Origin of the sequence: Klebsiella sp. 2019SCSN059, assembly GCF_021739525.1 — a bacterium.
Classification (GTDB): domain Bacteria; phylum Pseudomonadota; class Gammaproteobacteria; order Enterobacterales; family Enterobacteriaceae; genus Klebsiella; species Klebsiella quasipneumoniae.
The window spans coordinates 25885-44839 of record NZ_JAKKOM010000011.1 but is presented as its reverse complement, the minus strand read 5'-3'; the positions used below and the strand labels follow the sequence as shown (position 1 = coordinate 44839).

The 18955-nt window shown below is 60.7% G+C and carries 18 protein-coding genes; 6 read left to right on the top strand and 12 right to left on the bottom strand.

Annotation, left to right across the window (positions count from 1 at the left end):
* Positions 1-2 precede the first annotated feature (2 nt).
* From tcuR to ybfF, 5 genes are all read right to left on the bottom strand, one after another.
* The gene (gene tcuR / locus L2I46_RS13650; RefSeq protein WP_065804704.1) at positions 3-929 is read right to left on the bottom strand and encodes a tricarballylate utilization LysR family transcriptional regulator TcuR; all 927 of its coding nucleotides are present in this window, start codon (positions 927-929) and stop codon (positions 3-5) included.
* A 127-nt stretch (positions 930-1056) separates the two neighbouring features.
* Positions 1057-1509, bottom strand: coding sequence for a ferric iron uptake transcriptional regulator (fur, locus tag L2I46_RS13645; protein ID WP_004885952.1), 453 nt, complete (start codon positions 1507-1509; stop codon positions 1057-1059).
* A gap of 291 nt (positions 1510-1800) precedes the next feature.
* On the bottom strand, positions 1801-2331 hold the full coding sequence (gene fldA / locus L2I46_RS13640; RefSeq protein WP_002894765.1) for a flavodoxin FldA: 531 nt from the start codon (positions 2329-2331) through the stop codon (positions 1801-1803).
* 151 nt (positions 2332-2482) lie between these two features.
* Positions 2483-2776: a LexA regulated protein gene (gene ybfE, locus L2I46_RS13635; protein WP_002894767.1), complete on the bottom strand. Its 294-nt coding sequence runs from the start codon at positions 2774-2776 to the stop codon at positions 2483-2485.
* Positions 2777-2909: 133 nt separating this feature from the next.
* Entirely contained in the window at positions 2910-3683 is a 774-nt protein-coding gene (ybfF, locus tag L2I46_RS13630; RefSeq protein ID WP_102002183.1) for an esterase, read from the bottom strand.
* A 183-nt stretch (positions 3684-3866) separates the two neighbouring features.
* Between ybfF and seqA the strand changes: the two genes are divergently transcribed.
* From seqA to L2I46_RS13615, 3 genes are read left to right on the top strand one after another with little or no spacing between them, the layout of a single operon-like run.
* Positions 3867-4415, top strand: a complete 549-nt coding sequence (gene seqA / locus L2I46_RS13625) for a replication initiation negative regulator SeqA (RefSeq protein WP_032428668.1) — start codon at positions 3867-3869, stop codon at positions 4413-4415.
* A 32-nt stretch (positions 4416-4447) separates the two neighbouring features.
* Positions 4448-6088, top strand: coding sequence for a phosphoglucomutase (alpha-D-glucose-1,6-bisphosphate-dependent) (gene pgm / locus L2I46_RS13620; protein WP_023288859.1), 1641 nt, complete (start codon positions 4448-4450; stop codon positions 6086-6088).
* Positions 6089-6142: 54 nt separating this feature from the next.
* Entirely contained in the window at positions 6143-6580 is a 438-nt protein-coding gene (locus tag L2I46_RS13615; RefSeq protein WP_048334415.1) for a hypothetical protein, read from the top strand.
* On the opposite strand, the gene kdpE is transcribed toward L2I46_RS13615, so the two are convergent.
* Genes kdpE through kdpF form a run of 6 tightly spaced genes read right to left on the bottom strand, consistent with a single transcriptional unit; the run spans position 6562 to position 14347 of the window.
* A complete protein-coding gene (gene kdpE, locus L2I46_RS13610; protein ID WP_065804705.1) occupies positions 6562-7239 on the bottom strand; it encodes a two-component system response regulator KdpE in 678 nt (225 codons plus the stop codon). The genes L2I46_RS13615 and kdpE overlap by 19 nt on opposite strands.
* On the bottom strand, positions 7236-9923 hold the full coding sequence (gene kdpD / locus L2I46_RS13605) for a two-component system sensor histidine kinase KdpD (protein WP_032455149.1): 2688 nt from the start codon (positions 9921-9923) through the stop codon (positions 7236-7238). The genes kdpE and kdpD overlap by 4 nt, the downstream gene beginning before the upstream one ends.
* The gene (gene kdpC, locus L2I46_RS13600; protein ID WP_050532980.1) at positions 9924-10499 is read right to left on the bottom strand and encodes a potassium-transporting ATPase subunit KdpC; all 576 of its coding nucleotides are present in this window, start codon (positions 10497-10499) and stop codon (positions 9924-9926) included.
* Positions 10500-10509: 10 nt separating this feature from the next.
* Positions 10510-12558 (bottom strand): potassium-transporting ATPase subunit KdpB, encoded by a 2049-nt coding sequence (gene kdpB, locus L2I46_RS13595; protein WP_236947942.1) that lies wholly within the window; start codon positions 12556-12558, stop codon positions 10510-10512.
* Between the two features lie 20 nt (positions 12559-12578).
* A complete protein-coding gene (gene kdpA / locus L2I46_RS13590; protein WP_236947941.1) occupies positions 12579-14258 on the bottom strand; it encodes a potassium-transporting ATPase subunit KdpA in 1680 nt (559 codons plus the stop codon).
* Positions 14258-14347 (bottom strand): K(+)-transporting ATPase subunit F, encoded by a 90-nt coding sequence (gene kdpF / locus L2I46_RS29640; RefSeq protein ID WP_020323459.1) that lies wholly within the window; start codon positions 14345-14347, stop codon positions 14258-14260. Before kdpF ends, kdpA begins: the two co-directional genes overlap by 1 nt.
* A gap of 307 nt (positions 14348-14654) precedes the next feature.
* Here kdpF and L2I46_RS13580 point away from each other — a divergent pair, with 307 nt between their 5' ends.
* The gene (locus L2I46_RS13580; RefSeq protein ID WP_072421298.1) at positions 14655-14864 is read left to right on the top strand and encodes a DUF2517 family protein; all 210 of its coding nucleotides are present in this window, start codon (positions 14655-14657) and stop codon (positions 14862-14864) included.
* Between the two features lie 182 nt (positions 14865-15046).
* A complete protein-coding gene (gene phrB / locus L2I46_RS13575) occupies positions 15047-16489 on the top strand; it encodes a deoxyribodipyrimidine photo-lyase (protein ID WP_105490811.1) in 1443 nt (480 codons plus the stop codon).
* Here phrB and L2I46_RS13570 read toward each other — a convergent pair.
* Positions 16461-17939, bottom strand: coding sequence for an MFS transporter (locus tag L2I46_RS13570; RefSeq protein WP_032455154.1), 1479 nt, complete (start codon positions 17937-17939; stop codon positions 16461-16463). The two genes, phrB and L2I46_RS13570, sit on opposite strands and share 29 nt — an antisense overlap.
* A gap of 267 nt (positions 17940-18206) precedes the next feature.
* Here L2I46_RS13570 and L2I46_RS13565 point away from each other — a divergent pair, with 267 nt between their 5' ends.
* Entirely contained in the window at positions 18207-18950 is a 744-nt protein-coding gene (locus L2I46_RS13565) for a type 2 GTP cyclohydrolase I (protein ID WP_023288867.1), read from the top strand.
* Positions 18951-18955: the final 5 nt, after the last annotated feature.

Here is an 18955-nt window from a genome sequence, read left to right as displayed (position 1 = left end):
GTTTAGTTAACGTAAAGGGTGGCGCCTGGCCAGCGATCGGACTCCACCAGCTGGCGCATGACTTTGCTTAGTATTACCCGTGCCGCAAGGCCTGCCGGGGTGAGCTCATCATCCGACAGGCTGACCAGAAAGTTGGGGCGGCTGAGGACCGGATTAGCGATGCCGATCACCCTCAGCGCCTGATGGTCGAGATGGGAAATAGCGGCCCCGGGCTGCAGAGTGGCGCCCAGTCCGCTGCGCACGGCCTGCATCAGCAGGGCCAGACCGTCAATGTCCGCCACCACCTCAACGCTGAGGCTGTGCTGCTGGCAAACCGCCTCCAGCCTGCCGCGCAGGCCGTGGCCCTGGCTTGGCATAATCAGCGGCAGGGTGGTGAGCTGGTCAGGGGAAACAGGGTCATCCGGCAGCGAGGCCAACAGCGCATGGGTGCCAATCAGGAACAGGCGCTCTTCGAGCACCGGTCTGGCGCTCCAGCGCAGGATCTTCTCCTGCTGGAAGACGATGGCTAAATCCAGCTGGCGGGTGTTGATCATCCGCTCCAGATTCCCGGAGAGGCTTTCCACCAGGTGCAGGCGGACGTCGGGGTAGCTCTCGCGCATCGCGTTGATGAACGGTACGCCAAGAACGGAGGCGGTGCTGGGGGCCATGCCGACGCTGACGTGGCCCGACAGCCGCGCCTCGCGGGCGGCGAGGATGGCATCATCGGCATGACGCAGCGCCAGCTGCGCCTGTGAGTAGAAAGCGAGGCCCGCGCTGGTGGGCGTCACGCCGCGAGAGGTTCGCTGCAGGAGGCGAATGGCCAGCTCATTTTCCAGACGCGCGATCTGCTGGCTGAGCGCCGAGACGCCGATATTCAGATCGAGCGCGGCGCGGCCCATGCTGCCGGTTTCAACAATGCGCGTAAAATAGCGTAGCTGGCGAAGTTCCATATCAACTCTCCGGACAAAGCGGGGACTCGCGAGGGTCGCCGCCGGGACGTGAGCGGGAAGCGCGGCAGAAGCGCCCATAAAAAAGCCAACCGGCTGGTTGGCTTTTCAGAGCAGGCGAAGCAGGGAGTTACTTTTCCACTGCGTCGTGGGCGTGTTCGTCCTCGCGGCAATCACCTTCCGCACAGTGACCGTACAGATACAGACTGTGGTTGGTCAGGCGGATGCCGTGACGGGAAGCGATTTCACGCTGGCGCGCTTCGATAGAGTCATCACTGAATTCGATCACTTTGCCGCAGTCGAGGCAGATCAGGTGATCGTGGTGATGCTGCTGGGTCAGTTCGAAAACGGATTTACCGCCTTCAAAATTATGACGAGTCACGATACCGGCGTCATCAAACTGGTTGAGGACGCGGTAAACGGTCGCCAGACCAATCTCTTCGCCCATGTCGATCAGGCGTTTATATAAGTCTTCCGCACTGACATGATGGTTATCCGGTTCCTGCAGCACTTCAAGGATTTTCAGTCGAGGAAGTGTGACTTTCAGGCCAGCCTTCTTTAATGCGGTATTGTTGTCAGTCATGCGGAATCTGTCCTGTTGCTAAACGATCTACTTCCTTCAACGGAAGTCATACAGAAATTAACCCGACGTAATGCGTCTCATTATAGAACTGCCACTGGTAAATGAAAACTGCAAGCATCGGGCCTGGTTTGCTGTCAAAAACGAGGCACCAGCTACAAACTGCGTCACGTGCCTCGTAGAATCAGAGGACATTGTACAGATATGTGATTAAAAGTTAAAAACTTGTAGCTATTAGTTTGATTGCTTTTGTCTATTAATACGACGCAACTCAATGATTGCGCCGCTTAATTATCAGGCGTTTTTGATTTCTTCGAGGTGCAGCTCTTCAGCCACCTGCTTCACCCACTTCTCAACGCGCTCGTTGGTCAGTTCCGGCTGACGGTCTTCATCAATGGCGAGGCCGACGAAGTGGTCGTCATCCGCCAGGCCTTTGGAGGCCTCGAAGTGATAGCCGGCAGTCGGCCAGTGGCCAACGATGGTCGCGCCGCGCGGCTCAATGATGTCGCGGATGGTGCCCAGCGCATCGCAGAAGTACTCTGCGTAGTCTTCCTGGTCGCCGCAGCCGAACAGCGCCACCAGCTTGCCGTTAAAGTCGATCTCTTCCAGCGTCGGGAAGAAGTCGTCCCAGTCACACTGGGCTTCACCGTAGTACCAGGTCGGGATGCCGAGCAGCAGGATGTCGTGGGCTTCCAGATCTTCTTTGCTGCTTTTGGCAATGTCGTGAACATCAGCAACATCTTTACCAAGCTGCTTTTGAATCATTTTTGCAATATTTTCGGTGTTGCCGGTGTCGCTGCCAAAAAAGATGCCGATGATTGCCATGAGTAAAATAACCTCTTGAAACTTAAATGATGTGGTAGGGACGCGATGCCCACAGATAACGGCAATCATAGCAGAACAGGCAAGGACGCGGAAACAGCAATCACGCCCGACTGCACACTCTGCTACATGAATGCGGATTTTTCGCGGAAAGTTAGACTTTTCCCTGGCTGCGCAGGGCGGTTAATTGCGTCATCAGCATCTCTTCGATGAGATCGCTGCGGCTCATATTACGCGCTTCCGCCAGTTCGTTAAGCGCATCGACCGCGTCGGCGTTGAGCTTTAGCTCCACGCGCTTCAGCCCGCGCACTTTATCGCGTTTCAGCTGATTACGTTTGTTGATGCGCAGTTGTTCATCGCGCGACAGCGGATTGGTTTTTGGTCTTCCCGGGCGACGCTCGTTTGCGAACAAATCTAATGTCGTACGGTCCGTTTGTTCTTTTGCCATGATTCTGAGTGACTTCGGGGAAACAAGCTGCCGGGCTCTAGCCGGCGCAGATAGCGCGCCATCATACATCAGGCGAACGGCTGCGCCAACGACCGCGGGCATTCTGCGGCGCGGTCGGGCATATTTTAGCCAATCAGGCGCCAATGCTCGTGAGATAGCGGCGGATCGCGCGCAACACCGCTTCGGGTTTCTCGGCATGGACCCAGTGTCCGGCGCCGGCGATGACGTGGGCCCGGGCCTGCGGGAACTGGGCCAGCAGCGCGTCGCGGTAGGCGTCGGTCACGTAGGGTGAGTTGCCGCCGGGAATAAACTGCGTCGGGTGCGGCCAGGCCGGGATGGTTTCCCAGCCGACGATATGCGGGTACTGGTCCCACAGCACCGGGACGTTGAAGCGCCAGTCGCCGTCAACGAAAGATTTCAGCAAGAACTGAATCACCCCCTCTTCCTGCAGATGCTCGCGCATCACCTGCGCCGCCTGCTGGCGGGTGCTGGCGGCGGATTCGCTGACGGCGCGGATAGCGGCGAAGATCTCATCATGACGGCGAACATGATAATCCACCGGGGCGATATCGATCGCCACCAGACCGTTGATGCGCTCCGGCGCCAGGGCGGTCAGCGCCATCACCGCTTTGCCGCCCATCGAATGGCCGATAAAGGTGGCGCGCTCAATCTGGTGCGCGTCGAGCGTATCGAGCAGATCCTGCGCCATCGCGGGGTAGGTCATCTCTGGCGACCGCGGCGACAAACCGTGGTTGCGCATATCGACCTGCAGAATATCGTAGTCGGCGACCAGGTCACGGGCGAGGATGCCCAGGTTGTCCAGGCTGCCAAACAGACCGTGGACCAGCACGATCGGGGAGTGGTTGTGCGGATTCTGTGCAGATTGCGCTCGGCTATTTAATTTCATGGCAATGTTCTTTTTTTCGCTCCGTCGGGTTAGGGTATTATGTTGGACATTCTGCCATCCGGCTGCAAGACCCAGAAGTTTTCTGAGTTTTACCGCCATCCTGGTTTGACGCTATCCGCGGTTGGGATTTGTACTTATAATCCCAACGATTTGTATTCAGAAAAGATATCGCACTGGATTAAGATGAAAACAATTGAAGTTGATGATGAACTCTATCGCTATATTGCCAGCCACACTCTGCATATCGGCGAGAGCGCATCCGACATTTTACGGCGCATGCTGAAATTTTCCGCCGTTTCCCAACCGGCTACACAGGTCAGCAAAGCCGCGCCGGCGCTGGCGCCCGCGCCTGCCGTTGAGGTGAAACCCGCTAACCCGGCGAAAGATAAAGTCCGCGCCATGCGCGAGATGCTGTTATCTGATGAATACGCCGAGCAGAAGCGCGCGGTGAACCGTTTTATGCTGGTGTTGACGACCCTCTACTCCCTGGACAGTAAAGCATTTGCCGAGGCGACGGAGTCTCTGCATGGCCGCACGCGCGTCTACTTCGCGGAAGATGCGCGTACGCTGCTGAAAAGCGGTAATCAGACCAAACCGAAACAGGTTCCTGGTACACCGTGGTGGGTGATCACCAATACCAATACCGGCCGTAAATGCAGCATGATTGAGCACATCATGCAGTCGATGCAGTTCCCTGCGGAGCTGATTGAAAAGGTTTGCGGCACGATCTAGCTTTTTAACATTTGCACCAGAAGGATCAGGCAATGGCAATCGATAAACGTGCGGGGCAGCCTGCGCAACAGAGTGATTTGATTAACGTCGCCCAACTGACTGCTCAGTACTACGTGCTGAAGCCTGAAGTCGGTAATGCGGAGCATGCGGTCAAATTCGGCACCTCCGGCCATCGCGGCAGCGCGGCGCGTCACAACTTCAACGAACCGCATATCCTGGCCATCGCCCAGGCGATTGCGGAAGATCGTGCGAAGAACGGGATCACCGGTCCGTGCTATGTCGGTAAAGATACCCACGCCCTGTCCGAGCCGGCGTTTATTTCGGTGCTGGAAGTGTTAACCGCCAACGGCGTTGACGTGATCGTGCAGGAAAACAACGGCTTCACCCCGACGCCGGCGGTCTCCAACGCGATTCTGGTGCATAACAAAAAAGGCGGTCCGCTGGCGGACGGCATTGTGATCACCCCGTCACACAACCCGCCGGAAGATGGCGGTATCAAGTACAACCCGCCAAACGGCGGTCCGGCTGATACCAACGTCACCAAAGTGGTGGAAAACCGCGCCAACGAACTACTGGCCGCTGGCCTGCAGGGCGTGAAACGCCTTCCTCTGGACGCGGCGCTGGCTTCCGGCCACGTCAAAGAGCAGGATCTGGTGCAGCCGTTTATTGAAGGCCTGGCAGATATCGTCGACATGGCGGCGATCCAGAAAGCGGGCCTGACGCTGGGCGTCGATCCGCTGGGCGGTTCCGGTATCGAATACTGGAAACGCATTGGCGAGCACTACAAGCTCAATCTGACCATTGTGAACGACCAGGTAGACCAGACCTTCCGCTTTATGCACCTCGATAAAGACGGCGCCATCCGCATGGACTGCTCCTCGGAATGTGCGATGGCGGGCCTGCTGGCGCTGCGCGATAAGTTCGATCTGGCGTTTGCCAACGACCCGGATTACGACCGTCACGGGATTGTCACCCCAGCCGGGCTGATGAACCCGAACCACTATCTGGCGGTGGCGATTAACTACCTGTTCCAGCATCGTCCGCAGTGGGGCAAAGAGGTGGCGGTCGGTAAAACCCTCGTCTCCTCGGCGATGATTGACCGCGTGGTGAACGATCTGGGCCGCAAGCTGGTGGAAGTGCCGGTGGGCTTTAAGTGGTTCGTCGACGGCCTGTTCGACGGCAGCTTCGGTTTCGGCGGCGAAGAGAGCGCCGGGGCCTCCTTCCTGCGCTTCGACGGCACGCCGTGGTCCACCGATAAAGACGGCATTATCATGTGCCTGCTGGCGGCCGAAATCACCGCAGTGACCGGGAAAAACCCGCAGGAGCACTATAACGAGCTGGCGGAGCGCTTTGGCGCGCCGAGCTACAACCGTCTGCAGGCTTCCGCGACCTCCGCGCAGAAAGCGGCGCTGTCTAAGCTGTCGCCGGAAATGGTCAGCGCTGACACCCTGGCGGGGGATCCGATCACCGCCCGTCTGACCGCAGCGCCGGGCAACGGGGCGGCGATTGGCGGCCTGAAAGTGATGACCGACAACGGCTGGTTCGCGGCGCGTCCGTCAGGCACCGAAGACGCCTACAAGATCTACTGCGAAAGCTTCCTCGGCGAAGAACATCGCAAACTGATCGAAAAAGAAGCGGTAGAGATTGTCAGTGAAGTGCTGAAGAACGCCTAAAGGCGCACGATCATCAGGCCCCTCGCGGGCCTGATTTTTTTCGCAAGGATAGCGATGAAAATACAGCGGAAGTCCCTGTTTTTGTTCTGGGCGTGGATGGATCTCTTTTTCGTCCTGCAATTCTTATGGTGGAATATTGCCCACCGCCGACTCCCTTTTTACGACGACCTGCTGGCTTATCTCCAGCTGCTGCACGCCTGGGGCGCTGCGGCGGTCTGGCTCTATCCGCTGAATGTGCTGCTGATTATCAGCATCCCGCTGTCGATGATCCTCTTTTTCCGTCAGAGCCGCTATGGGCTGTGGCTGGCCTGGGGGCAGGCGCCGCTCAGGCTGGTGTTTATGCAGCCCTCGCTTTCTGTGGGTCTGTGGCTGATTCAGGCCGCCGGCGTCCGGCATTTCGCGATCCTGGCAGGCTTCCTGCTGCTCTCTGAAGGGCTGAAAATCGCCAGCCTCTGGTACTGCAGAGGCGGGGCTCAGGGCATAAAGCGATAGCCAATCCCGGTTTCGGTCAGCAGATGCTGCGGGCGCGCCGGATCGGCCTCCAGCTTTTGCCGCAGGTGACCCATATAGATCCGCAGATAATGGCTGTGCTCCACGGCGTTAGGGCCCCACACCTGATTCAGCAGCTGGCGCTGGGTAAGCACTTTACCGGGATTATTCAATAGCGCCGCCAGCAGGCGAAACTCGATGGGCGTCAGGTGGATCTCTTCGCTGCCGCGCAGGATGCGGCGGGCGGGGATATTGACCTCCAGGTCGGCGAAGCGCACCACCGGCTCGTCGGCCTGCGCCGAGCCGTGACGACGCAACGCGACGCGCAGGCGGGCCTGCAGCTCGCCGATGCCAAAGGGTTTACTTAAGTAGTCATCGGCGCCGGCATCCAGGGCGGCAATTTTGTCGTGCTCTTCGCTACGCGCTGACAGGACGATAATCGGCATCTGACTCCACTGGCGCAGGTCGCGAATAAAATCAATGCCGTCGCCATCCGGCAGGCCGAGATCGAGGATCGCGAGGTCGGGCTTACGGGTGGCGGCTTCGATCAGCCCGCGCTGCAGGGTTTCCGCTTCAAATACGCGCATGCCGTCGGCTTCCAGCGCGGTGCGCAGAAAGCGACGGATAGCGTGTTCGTCTTCGATAATCAGAACGTTAATCACAATTCCTCAGATAGCTCTTCCAGTTCAGGGGGCGTTTCTCCCGGCAGTGTAACACGGAATGAGGCGCCGCCTTCCGGCCGGTTGCTGGCGGAGATGGTCCCGCCGTGGACGTCGACGATGGCCTGACAGATGGCAAGGCCCAGCCCGACGCCGGGGATCGCCGACTCTTTGTTGCCGCGGGCGAATTTATCAAAGATAGCCTGTTCCTGACCCGCCGGGATCCCCGGACCATTATCCCATACCTCCAGCGACAGCTGCCGGGCGTCTGCTTCGGCGCGAATACCGATGTCCGCCCGGGCGCCGGCATACTTATGGGCATTCTCCAGCAGATTGATCAGCACCCGCTCGAACAGCGGCCCGTCGACATGCACCAGCTGCAGCGGGTCGGGTAAATCCAGTTGAACGTGCTGGCCGCCGAGGCTCGGCTCGAGCATACGCAGCGCGCTGCCGACCACTTCCTCCAGCGTCAGCCACTCTTTGTGCAGATTAAAGCCGCCGGACTGGATCCGCGCCATATCCAGCAGGTTGTTCACCAGCCGGGTGGTATTGAGCACATGCTGGCGGATTTCATTGGCCTGCGGGGCATGCTTCGAGCCCTCGCTGGCCAGATCGAGGGTCAGGATTTCCGCCTGGCCAAACAGCACGGTGAGCGGGGTACGCAGATCGTGGGACAGGGCGGCGAGCAGCGAGTTACGCAGGCTTTCGCGCTCGCTGGTCAACCGGGCCTGCTCTTCGCTGGCGGTCAGGGTGAGACGCTCCAGGGCGCTGGCCACCAGCAGGGTGAAGGTCTCCAGCAGACGCTGCTGCTCCGGGATCATCAGCTGGCGCAGATTCGCCGGCTCCACCACCAGCAGTCCCCAGGTGCGGGCGGCGCTCTTCAGGGGCAGGATCTGATACGGCACGCCGGGCAGGGTATCGGTGCCGGCGCCGGCGGGTTGCCCCTTATCAAAGCTCCAGCGGGCGATGGCGTCATCCCACGGCGTCAGCCCGGGCTGGTGGGTTAAGGGCAGCAGTTTCCCCTGGGCGTCCGGGAGCAGCAGCTGGCTGCGAGCCTGAAAGGTGGAGGCGATAAACCGCTCGCTGGTGGTGGCGATATCCTGCTGGCTACGACCCACCGCCAGCGCTTTGGACATTTCATACAGGTGGCGGGTACGCCGCTCGCGATAGCGCGCCACCCGCGCCTGGTAGCGCACGCCGGCGGTGAGGTTACCGATAAGCAGGCCAACGGTGAGCATCACGCCGAAGGTGAGCAGATACTGGACATCTGACACCGCCAGCGTGCCGCGCGGGGCGACAAAAAAGAGATCGAAGCTGATAACGTTGATCACCGTCGCCAGCACCGACGGCCAGCGGCCATAGAGCAGGGCGATGATCACCACCCCCAGCAGATAGAGCATGACCAGGTTGGCGGCTTCGAAGGCCATCAGCCACTGCATGGCCACCAGGGTAATGATGGCGCACAGGGCCACCGCCAACGCGCAGCCCTGCAGCTGCAGCCGCCATTTCTCCAGCGCCGGACGAGTGTCGCTGGCGCGCGCCGGAAGGGGGAAGGGCTTTTCATCCAGGGCGATGACCACCAGATCGAGGTCCGGCGCGTGACGAGCCAGACGGTCGGCGAAGCCGCTGCGATCCCACCAGCGGCGCTTGCTCTGGCGGCCGATGACAATTTTTCCGAGGTTATGTTCGCGCGCGTAATGGAGGACCGCTTTCTCTTCAGACGGGTCGGAGAGGGTGGCGGTTTCGGCGCCCAGCTCCTGGGCCAGACGCAGCGCGGCGAGGATGGCCCGCCGCCGGGATTCCGGCAGGCGGTGCAGGGAAGGCGTTTCGACATATACCGCATGCCAGACGCTGCCCAGACGGGCGGCGAGGCGGGCGGCGGTACGCACCAGCTTTTCGCTACCGGTGTTGTGCCCGATACAGAGCAGAATGGCGTCGCGGGTGTGCCAGACTTTCTCCTGGCCCTGGCGGTCGCGCCAGGCGCGCATCTGCTCATCGACGCGATCGGCGGTACGGCGCAGAGCCAGTTCGCGCAGCGCAATCAGGTTCCCTTTGCGGAAAAAGTTCTCGATAGCGCGCTCGGCCTGGCCGCCGATGTAGACTTTGCCCTCATTGAGCCGCTGGCGCAGATCGTCAGGGGGGAGGTCCACCAGCACCACGTCGTCCGCGGCGTCAAAAAAGGGATCGGGGACGGTCTCCCGCACCTGCACGCCGGTGATCCCGCTGACGACGTCGTTCAGGCTTTCCAGATGCTGAACGTTAACTGTGGTGAAGACGTCAATCCCGGCCTCCAGCAGTTCGTCCACATCCTGCCAGCGCTTCGGATGGCGGGAGCCGGGGGCATTACTGTGCGCCAGTTCATCCACCAGAATCAGCGCCGGGCGGCGGGCGAGGGCGGCGTCGAGGTCGAACTCATACACGTAGCGCCCGCGGTGAGCGAGCCGCCGCGGCGGCAGGGTGCTCAGGCCCTGCAGCATCGCGGCGGTCTCTTTCCGGCCGTGGGTCTCCGCCACGCCAATCAGAATATCCAGCCCCTGGGCCCGCAGCCGCTGCGCTTCCGCCAGCATCGCCCAGGTTTTCCCCACCCCGGCGCAGGCGCCGAAGAAGACTTTCAGTTTGCCGCGATGCGGGGCGGCGGTGTGCTGCAGCAGGCGGTCAGGGTCCGGACGCAGCGGCTCGTCACTCATTTACTTATCCTTCAGGGCATCCAGCGCCATATTGAGTTGCAGTATATTGACCACCGGCTGGCCAAGGAAGCTCAGCAGCGGCGTTTGTGTGGCCTGGTTAACCAGCGTGGTCACCTGGTCGACGCTCAGCTGGCGCGCTTTGGCCACCCGGGGCGCCTGCCACAGCGCGGCGGCCGGGGTCAGGTTGTTATCGAGACCGCTCGCCGAGGTGGTGACGAGTTCGACTGGCACCCGTGGGTCGGCATCCGGGTTCGCGGCGCGCAGGGCCTGCACCCGCTCGCTCACCGCCTTATCCAGCGCCGGGTTGCTGGCGGCGAGGTTGCTGCCGCCAGAGGCCATCGGGTTATCCGCTGTCTCCGCGGTGGCTGACGGGCGGCCCTGGAAATAGCCTGCGGCGGTAAAGTTCTGGCCAATCAGCGCCGAGCCGCGCACCTCGCCGTTCAGGCGGATCAGCGAGCCATTGGCCTGTGAGTTAAACCACCACTGTCCCAGGCTGGTGGTCAGCAGAGGATAAACGCCGCCGGTGAGCAGGGTTAACAGAATAAATAGCACAAGTGCTGGACGAATCAATGACATAGTTTGTTCCTCACACCAGACCGCTCAGGGTCAGCAGTAGGTCAATGGCTTTAATACCGATAAATGGCACCAGCAGACCGCCGAGGCCGTAGATCCACAGGTTGCGGCGCAGCATCGCCGAGGCGGAGAGCGGGCGATAGCTCACCCCTTTCAGGGCCAACGGGATCAGGAAGACGATGATCAGCGCGTTGAAGATAACCGCGCTGAGGATCGCCGACGATGGCGAATGCAGGCCCATCACGTTCAGCATCGCCAGCTGGGGATAGACCGCGGCAAACGCCGCCGGAATAATGGCGAAATATTTCGCCACGTCGTTGGCAATACTGAAGGTGGTCAGCGAGCCGCGCGTCATCAGCATCTGTTTGCCGATATGGACCACCTCAATCAGTTTGGTGGGGTTGGAATCCAGGTCGACCATGTTGCCCGCCTCTTTCGCCGCCTGGGTGCCTGAGTTCATGGCCACCGCCACGTCGGCCTGGGCCAGCGCGGGCGCGTCGTTGGTGCCGTCGCCGGTCATCGCCACCAGCCGACCTTCCGACTGATACTGGCGGATCAGCGCCAGCTTGGCTTCCGGCGTCGCTTCGGCGAGGAAATCGTCGACGCCGGCCTCGGCGGCGATCGCCGCGGCGGTGAGGCGATTATCGCCGGTGATCATCACCGTTTTAATGCCCATTTTGCGCAGCTGGGCGAAACGCTCTTTGATGCCGCCTTTGACGATATCTTTGAGCGAAATAATTCCCAGCACCTTTTCACCTTCGGCAACCACCAGCGGCGTGGCCCCCTGGCGGGCGACCTCTTCCACCTGCTTCTCGACATCGGCAGGGAAGTGGCCGCCGTTGGCCTCCACGTGACGGCGAATCGCGTCCACCGAGCCTTTACGGATCATGCGCTGATCGATATTGATGCCGCTCATCCGCGTTTGCGCGGTAAAGGGGACAAAGGTGGCGTGCAGCGACTGCAGATCGCGTTCGCGCAGGTTGAAGCGCTGCTTCGCCAGCACCACGATGCTGCGTCCCTCAGGGGTTTCGTCCGCCAGCGAGGAGAGCTGGGCGGCGTCGGCGAGGGTTCGCTCTTCCACACCGCGCGCCGGCAGGAAAGCGGAGGCCTGGCGGTTGCCGAGCGTAATGGTCCCGGTTTTATCCAGCAGCAGGACATCGACATCGCCAGCGGCCTCCACCGCGCGGCCGCTGGTGGCGATCACGTTGGCGCCCAGCATACGGCTCATCCCGGCGACGCCGATCGCCGACAGCAGACCGCCGATGGTGGTCGGGATCAGGCACACCAGCAAAGCGACCAGCACGGTGACGCTCACCGCATTGCCGCTCCAGGCCGAGAATGGCCAGATGGTGGCGGTGGCCAGCAGGAACACCAGCGTCAGGGCGATCAGCAGGATCGTCAGGGCGATTTCGTTCGGCGTTTTACGGCGCTGGGCGCCTTCCACCATGGCGATCATCCGGTCGAGGAAGGTTTCTCCCGGGTTGACGCTGCAGCGGATCACCAGCCAGTCGGAGAGGATGCGCGTCCCGCCGGTCACCGAGGCGAAATCGCCGCCGGATTCGCGGATCACCGGCGCGGACTCGCCGGTAATGGCGCTTTCGTCCACCGAGGCGCCGCCTTCGATGACTTCGCCATCGCAGGGGATAATATCCCCGGCTTCCACCAGCACCACGTCGCCTTTGCGCAGGTCTTCCGCCGGCACATGGTCGACCGTCGCGTCATGCTGCGGGGCGCGCAGCTTACGGGCGAAGGCCGTTTTTTTCACCCCTTTCAGGCTATTGGCCTGGGCTTTGCTGCGGCCTTCCGCCATCGCTTCGGCAAAGTTGGCGAATAGCACGGTAAACCATAACCAGATACTGATGGTAGCGGTAAACGTGGCGCTGCCGGTCAGGGCGCCGCCAGCCATGGCGATGGCCAGCAGGGTGGTTAACAGGCTGCCCACCCAGACGATAAACATCACCGGATTGCGCCACTGCACCATCGGGCTGAGTTTTTTCACGGCATCCAGCAGCGCCTGGCGCACCAGCGTCGGCTCCAGCAGGGCTAATTGTTTGCGACTCATAACAGGGGGCTCCGCATCGCTCAAAGTAAGGAAAAGTGTTCGGCCAGCGGGCCAAGCGCCAGCGCAGGAATAAAGGTCAGGGCGCCCACCAGCAGCACGGTGCCGATCAGCAGACCGATAAACAGGGCGTCGTGGGTGGCCAGGGTACCGGGGCTGGCCGGTTGAATTTTCTTCGTCACCAGCGAGCCGGCGATAGCCATCACCGGAATGATGACGGCGAAGCGTCCAGCCAGCATGCAGAACGCCAGCAGCAGGTTCCAGAAGGGCGTCGCCGCGCCCAGGCCGGCGAAGGCGCTGCCGTTGTTATTGGCCGCCGAGGTGACGGCGTACAGCACTTCGCTAAAGCCGTGCGCGCCGGGGTTGAACATCCCGGCGCGGCCGGCCTCGGTCATCATCGCCAGCGCCGTGCCGAGCAGTACCAGCGTCGGGGTGACCAGAATGGCCAGGGCGATCATTTTCATTTCCCGGACATCGATTTTCTTCCCGAGGTACTCCGGGGTGCGGCCGACCATCAGCCCGGCGATAAACACCGCCAGCATAACGAACAGCAGCATGCCATAGAGACCCGAGCCGACGCCGCCGAACACCACTTCGCCAATCTGCATCAGCCACATCGGCACCATCCCGCCCAGCGCGGTGAAGGAGTCATGCATGGCGTTGACCGCGCCGCAGGAGGCGGCGGTGGTGATCACCGCGAACAGACTGCTGGCGAGAATACCGAAGCGGCTCTCTTTACCTTCCATATTCAGGCTGCTGTCGGCGCCCAGCGTCAGCAGGTGCGGGTTGCCGCGGGTTTCCGCCCACATCACCACGGCGACGCAGAGGATAAAGATCAGCGTCATCGCCCACAGAATAGCGCGCCCCTGGCGGCGATCGCTCACCACCTCGCCGAAGGCGAAGCACAGCGCCGCCGGGATCAGGAAGATGGCCAGCATCTGCACGAGATTGGTCAGCGCCGTCGGGTTTTCAAACGGATGGGCGGAGTTAGCGTTAAAGAAACCGCCGCCGTTGGTGCCCAGCAGCTTAATCGCTTCCTGTGAGGCGACAGGCCCCATCGGCAGCAGCTGGTGCGCCCCTTCGAGGGTGGTAAAGGGCTGGTAAGCCTGCAGGTTCTGCGGCACGCCTTGCTGAATAAAGAACAGGGCCACCAGCAGAGAGAGCGGCAGCAGCAGCCACAGGATAATGCGCGTCAGGTCGACCCAGGCATTGCCGAGGGTGGACATTTTCTGTCGGGCGAAGGCGCGGGTCAGGGCGAAGACCACGGCGATGCCGGTGGCGGCGGAGAGGAAATTCTGCACCGTCAGCCCCACCATCTGGCTGAGATAGCTCATGGTGCTTTCGCCGGCGTAAGCCTGCCAGTTGGTATTACTGACAAAGCTGACCGCGGTGTTGAGCGCCAGATCCCACGGCAGCCCCGGTAGGTGCTGCGGGTTAAACGGCAGCACGCCCTGGAGCATCAGCAGGGCAAACAGCGCCAGGCCGCCGAGGGCGTTAAACAGCAGGATCGCCAGCAAATACTGCAGCCAGCCCATCTCTTCGGCGCGGATCCCGGCCACGCGCCACAGAACGCGCTCGACGCCGGCCAGGCCGGGAAGCGGGATGTCGTTCACCATTCTCGCCAGACACATCCCCAGCGGGCGCGCCAGCGCCAGCAATACCAGCAGGTAGCTGGCTAATAATAAAAATCCCTGGGCAGCCATCAGAATGCCTCCGCATGTATCAAGGCATAAACCAGATAAGCCAGTAACAGGAACACCAGCCCAACGCCAGTGAGTACGCCTGCAGTCACAATCCACCTCCGGGTGTGTTTTTGATTTACCAGGAGAATAGAAATTACGGCGCAAAGATTTCGCAAAAATCCGCGGGCGCGGTGTAAAAAAAGTATAAAAATGGCAAAGGCACAATTTAACTGATGGTTAGTATTAATTTAACTTTTTCGTAACTAATTTACGGGGTGAATGTAAATTAAGTATAAATACGTGCTTTTTAGTGGTCGGATGAGTAGTAAAATTACAACCAACGCGGTACTATTTTGCTCAAACAAACATGGTAATTTTTTACCGGCGCGACTTGCCGGCCTGACAAAGGGGAGAGAAATGATGGCGTTGTACAAAGCTTATCCTGCTCATATTATTTTGCTGCGTCGGGCTTTCGCCGTCGTGGCTGGCGTCGCGGCGCTGCCGGCGATGCTGTTCTGGAAAGATCGCGCCCGCTATTACAGCTGGCTGCACCGGGTGTGGTCGAAAACCAGCGAGCAGCCGGTGTGGATGGCGCAGGCGGAAAAAGCCGCTCACGACTTCTACTGATTCGCCCTGCTGCAATGAAAGCCAATAACCGCCGGTTGCCCCCGGCGGTTTTTTTTCGTCGCTTGTCTACACTCGTTGCAAGCGCCGCAGCGGAATTGGCAGGTGCTTATTTTGCCGGAGCGCGCTATTTTTTCCGGCTTAGATCATGAGATGAGTTTTGCTGACGGATAATGAGGAGTGATATGGCCACCCATCTGGTCTGGTTACGCACGGATTTACGCATTCACGATAACCTGGCGCTGGCCGCCGCCTGCCGCGATCCGCAGGCGCAGGTGCTGGCGCTCTATATTGCCACCCCAGGGCAGTGGCGCGAGCATCATATGGCGCCGCGGCAGGCCGCTTTTATCGCCAGCCATTTGCACAGTCTGCACGCCGCGCTGGCGGAGCGTGGCATACCGTTGTGGGTAGAAGAGGCGGACGATTTTAGCGCCAGCGTCGAGCGACTGGCCCATTTTTGCCAGCAGCACCAGGTCAGTCACCTGTTCTACAACTATCAGTACGAATTCAATGAACGCCAGCGCGATGCCGCCGTTGAGAACACCTTGAGCGAAGTGATTTGCCAGGGATTTGACGACAGCGTCCTGTTGCCGCCCGGCAGCGTACTGACCGGCGGCGGCGAAATGTATAAAGTCTTCACTCCGTTTAAGAATGCGTTTATTCGCCGGCTGCGGGAAGGGCTGCCGGCGTGCGTGGCCGCGCCAAAGCCGCGCCAGACACCCGCCCGCCAGGCGCCGCCGCCGCCGGAGCTCAACTATCCGCAAACGCCCTTCGATGGGCTGCTGTTTGCCGCGGATGAAAAAACGGCGCTGGCGCGGCTGCGCGCGTTTTGTCAGCAACCGGCGGCGGATTATGAGGGGCAGCGCGACTTCCCGGCCGTGGAAGGGACCAGTCGCCTGTCGCCCTGCCTGGCCACCGGGGTGCTGTCGCCGCGCCAGTGCCTGCATCGGCTGCTGACGGAACACCCCGCCGCGCTGGACGGCGGGGCAGGCGCCACCTGGCTTAATGAGCTGATTTGGCGCGAGTTTTACCGCCATCTGATGGTCTACTATCCGAAACTCTGTAAAGGACGGCCGTTTGTCGCCTGGACCGATAAGGTCGCCTGGCGCGAAGAGGATGGCGCCCTGCAGGCCTGGCAGCGCGGGGAGACCGGCTATCCGATTGTCGATGCCGCCATGCGCCAGCTTAACGCCACCGGCTGGATGCATAACCGGTTGCGCATGATCGTCGCCAGCTTCCTGACTAAAGATCTGCGCCTCGACTGGCGGGCAGGGGAGCGCTATTTCATGAGCCAGCTGATTGATGGCGACCTGGCGGCGAACAACGGCGGCTGGCAGTGGGCGGCTTCGACGGGCACCGACGCCGCGCCCTATTTCCGCATATTTAATCCCACCACCCAGGGCGAGAAGTTTGATAAGCAGGGGGTGTTTATGCGTCGCTGGCTGCCGGAGCTGGCAAAGGTGCCGGAGAAGGCGCTGCATCAGCCGTGGGCGTGGGCGGATAAACAGGGGGTTACGCTGGATTATCCGCGCCCGATAGTCGATCACAAGCAGGCGCGGCAGGAGACGCTGGCGGCCTGGGAGGCCGCCAGAAAGGGGATTACTCCACCGCCAGACGGCGGGTCCTGACCTTCAGCGAGTGATACAGCCAGATGACCAGCACCACGCCGACGCAGGCCAGCGCGCCCCAGGTGATCTGGCTGAAGACGTTGATGTAGGCGTCAATGGAGTAGTTCACCGCCCCGGCGGCGTCGAATGACGCCTGCGAGGTCTGGTCGGCGATAACGCCGGCCAGATAGTTGGCGATGGCCCCGGAGAGCAGCATATAGATGCCGGTCAATACCCCGGTGACCCCCGGGATCTCAATGCGGGTGATTTGCGACATCGCGACCGGGTCGATAAACAGTTCGGCAAAACCCATCACCGCCAGCCCCAGCACCATCAGCGGCATGGACGACTGACCATAGGCCGCCGACCAGCGGGCGCTGAGGGTTAGGATGCAGAACCCGGCGCTCATCAGGCCCAGACCGAGGGCAAATTTTCCCCAGATGCGCACGGTGCGATTACCGCCGACGCTCTCTTTCACCAGCCACGCCAGCACCATGCCGCAGAGCATCACCGCGAAGGCATTGATCGACTGGAACATAGCGGTAGGGACTTCGTAGCTCATGATATGGCGGTTAACGAAGCGGTCAATATACAGGCTGATGGAGCTGCCGCCCTGTTGGGCGAAGGCCCAGAACAGCAGGCTGAAAGCGGTCAGGACGACGATCAGGCGCAGATCCTTGCGCTGTTTATCGGTCTCGGCGCGCAGGTAGATCCGCGCCAGTACCGCGAGGCCAATGGCCGTGGCCACGATCAGGGCATATACCGACCACTCCTGCCAGAACAGCACGGCAATCAGCAGCGGAGCAGTGACCAGCAGCACCAGCAGCCAGCCCCAGTTCGGCAGCAGGAAGCGACGGGCGCACAGCGCCTGGCGGTTCACGCCGGCGGTATGCTGGAAGTGACGGTTGCCGCAGAGGAAAATCACCAGTCCCGCCACCATGCCGATGGCCGCCAGGGCAAAGCCCATCGCCCAGCTATACTCCTCCTGGACGTAGCCGCAGGCGATCGGCGCGATGATCGAGCCGATATTGCCCGCGGCATACATCAGCGAGAAACCGCCATCGCGACGCGGATCGGCGGGTTCGTACAGCTCGCCCAGCAGACAGCTGACGTTGGATTTAAACAACCCGTAGCCGCAGACGATGATCGCCAGCGACAGGTAGAGGAAGACCGGGGCGGTTTCGCTGGCCCCGAGCACCAGATGGCCAATGGCCATCAGCAGCGCGCCGAGCATGACCGCCATCCGGTTGCCTAACAGCTTATCGGCCAGATAGCCGCCGAGGATCGGCGTCACATAGACCAGCGAACAGTAGGCGCTGAACAGGGCGTAAGCGTGGTTATCGTCATATTTAAGCTGATTGGTGAGATAGAGGATCAGCAGGGCGCGCATGCCGTAGAAGCTAAAGTATTCCCAGATTTGCAGCGCCACGACGTAGTAAATCGCCCGCGGTTGCGATGATGTTGTCTTCATGAGAAGTGTGTTTCCTGGCGTAAAGCGAAAGTCGATCGTTCTGCATGAATAGCGTTTAATTAGTCATATTCATGGCTTGAGGGGCTTTCTGATTATTTAATATGCTTTATTAGTGCATAAATATACACGAATGCGCGGCGGGATGAATAGACAAATTGCGCTATTCGGTAAAAAGTCATCGTCAGTGTCGGAGGCGGACTATCGACGACCCGAAAGGATCTGGTTATGTTATGCCTTTGTATACCCTGATTATCTGCTGGAGTGGCGATGAAAAATAGCGAACTGGAACAACTGATAAACGACAAGCTCAATAGCGCAGCCATCAGTGACTTCGCCCCTAACGGTCTGCAGGTGGAAGGGCGCGATACGGTGCACAAGATCGTCACCGGAGTCACGGCCAGCCAGGCGCTGCTGGATGAGGCCGTCCGCCTGCAGGCGGATGCGGTAATCGTCCATCACGGCTATTTCTGGAAAAACGAATCGCCAGTGATCCGCGGCATGAAGCGCCGGCGCCTGAAAACCCTGCTGGCCAACGATATCAATCTCTACGGCTGGCACCTGCCGCTGGATGCCCATCCCGAGCTGGGCAATAACGCGCAGCTGGCGCATCTGCTGGGGATTAACGTGCTGGGCGAAATCGAACCGCTGGTGCCCTGGGGCGAACTGTCGATGCCGGTGTCCGGCCTCGAGCTGGCCTCGTGGATTGAAGCGCGGCTGGGACGCAAGCCGCTGTGGTGCGGCGATACCGGGCCGGAGACCGTCAGCCGCGTCGCCTGGTGTACCGGGGGCGGCCAGAGCTTTATCGACGCCGCGGCGCGCTTTGGCGTGGACGCGTTTATCACCGGCGAGGTGTCGGAACAAACCATCCACTCTGCCCGCGAGCAGGGCCTGCATTTTTATGCCGCCGGCCACCACGCCACCGAGCGGGGCGGCATTCGCGCCCTCAGCGAATGGCTGACGGAAACCACCGACCTGGATGTCACCTTTATTGATATTCCTAACCCTGCCTGACGGGA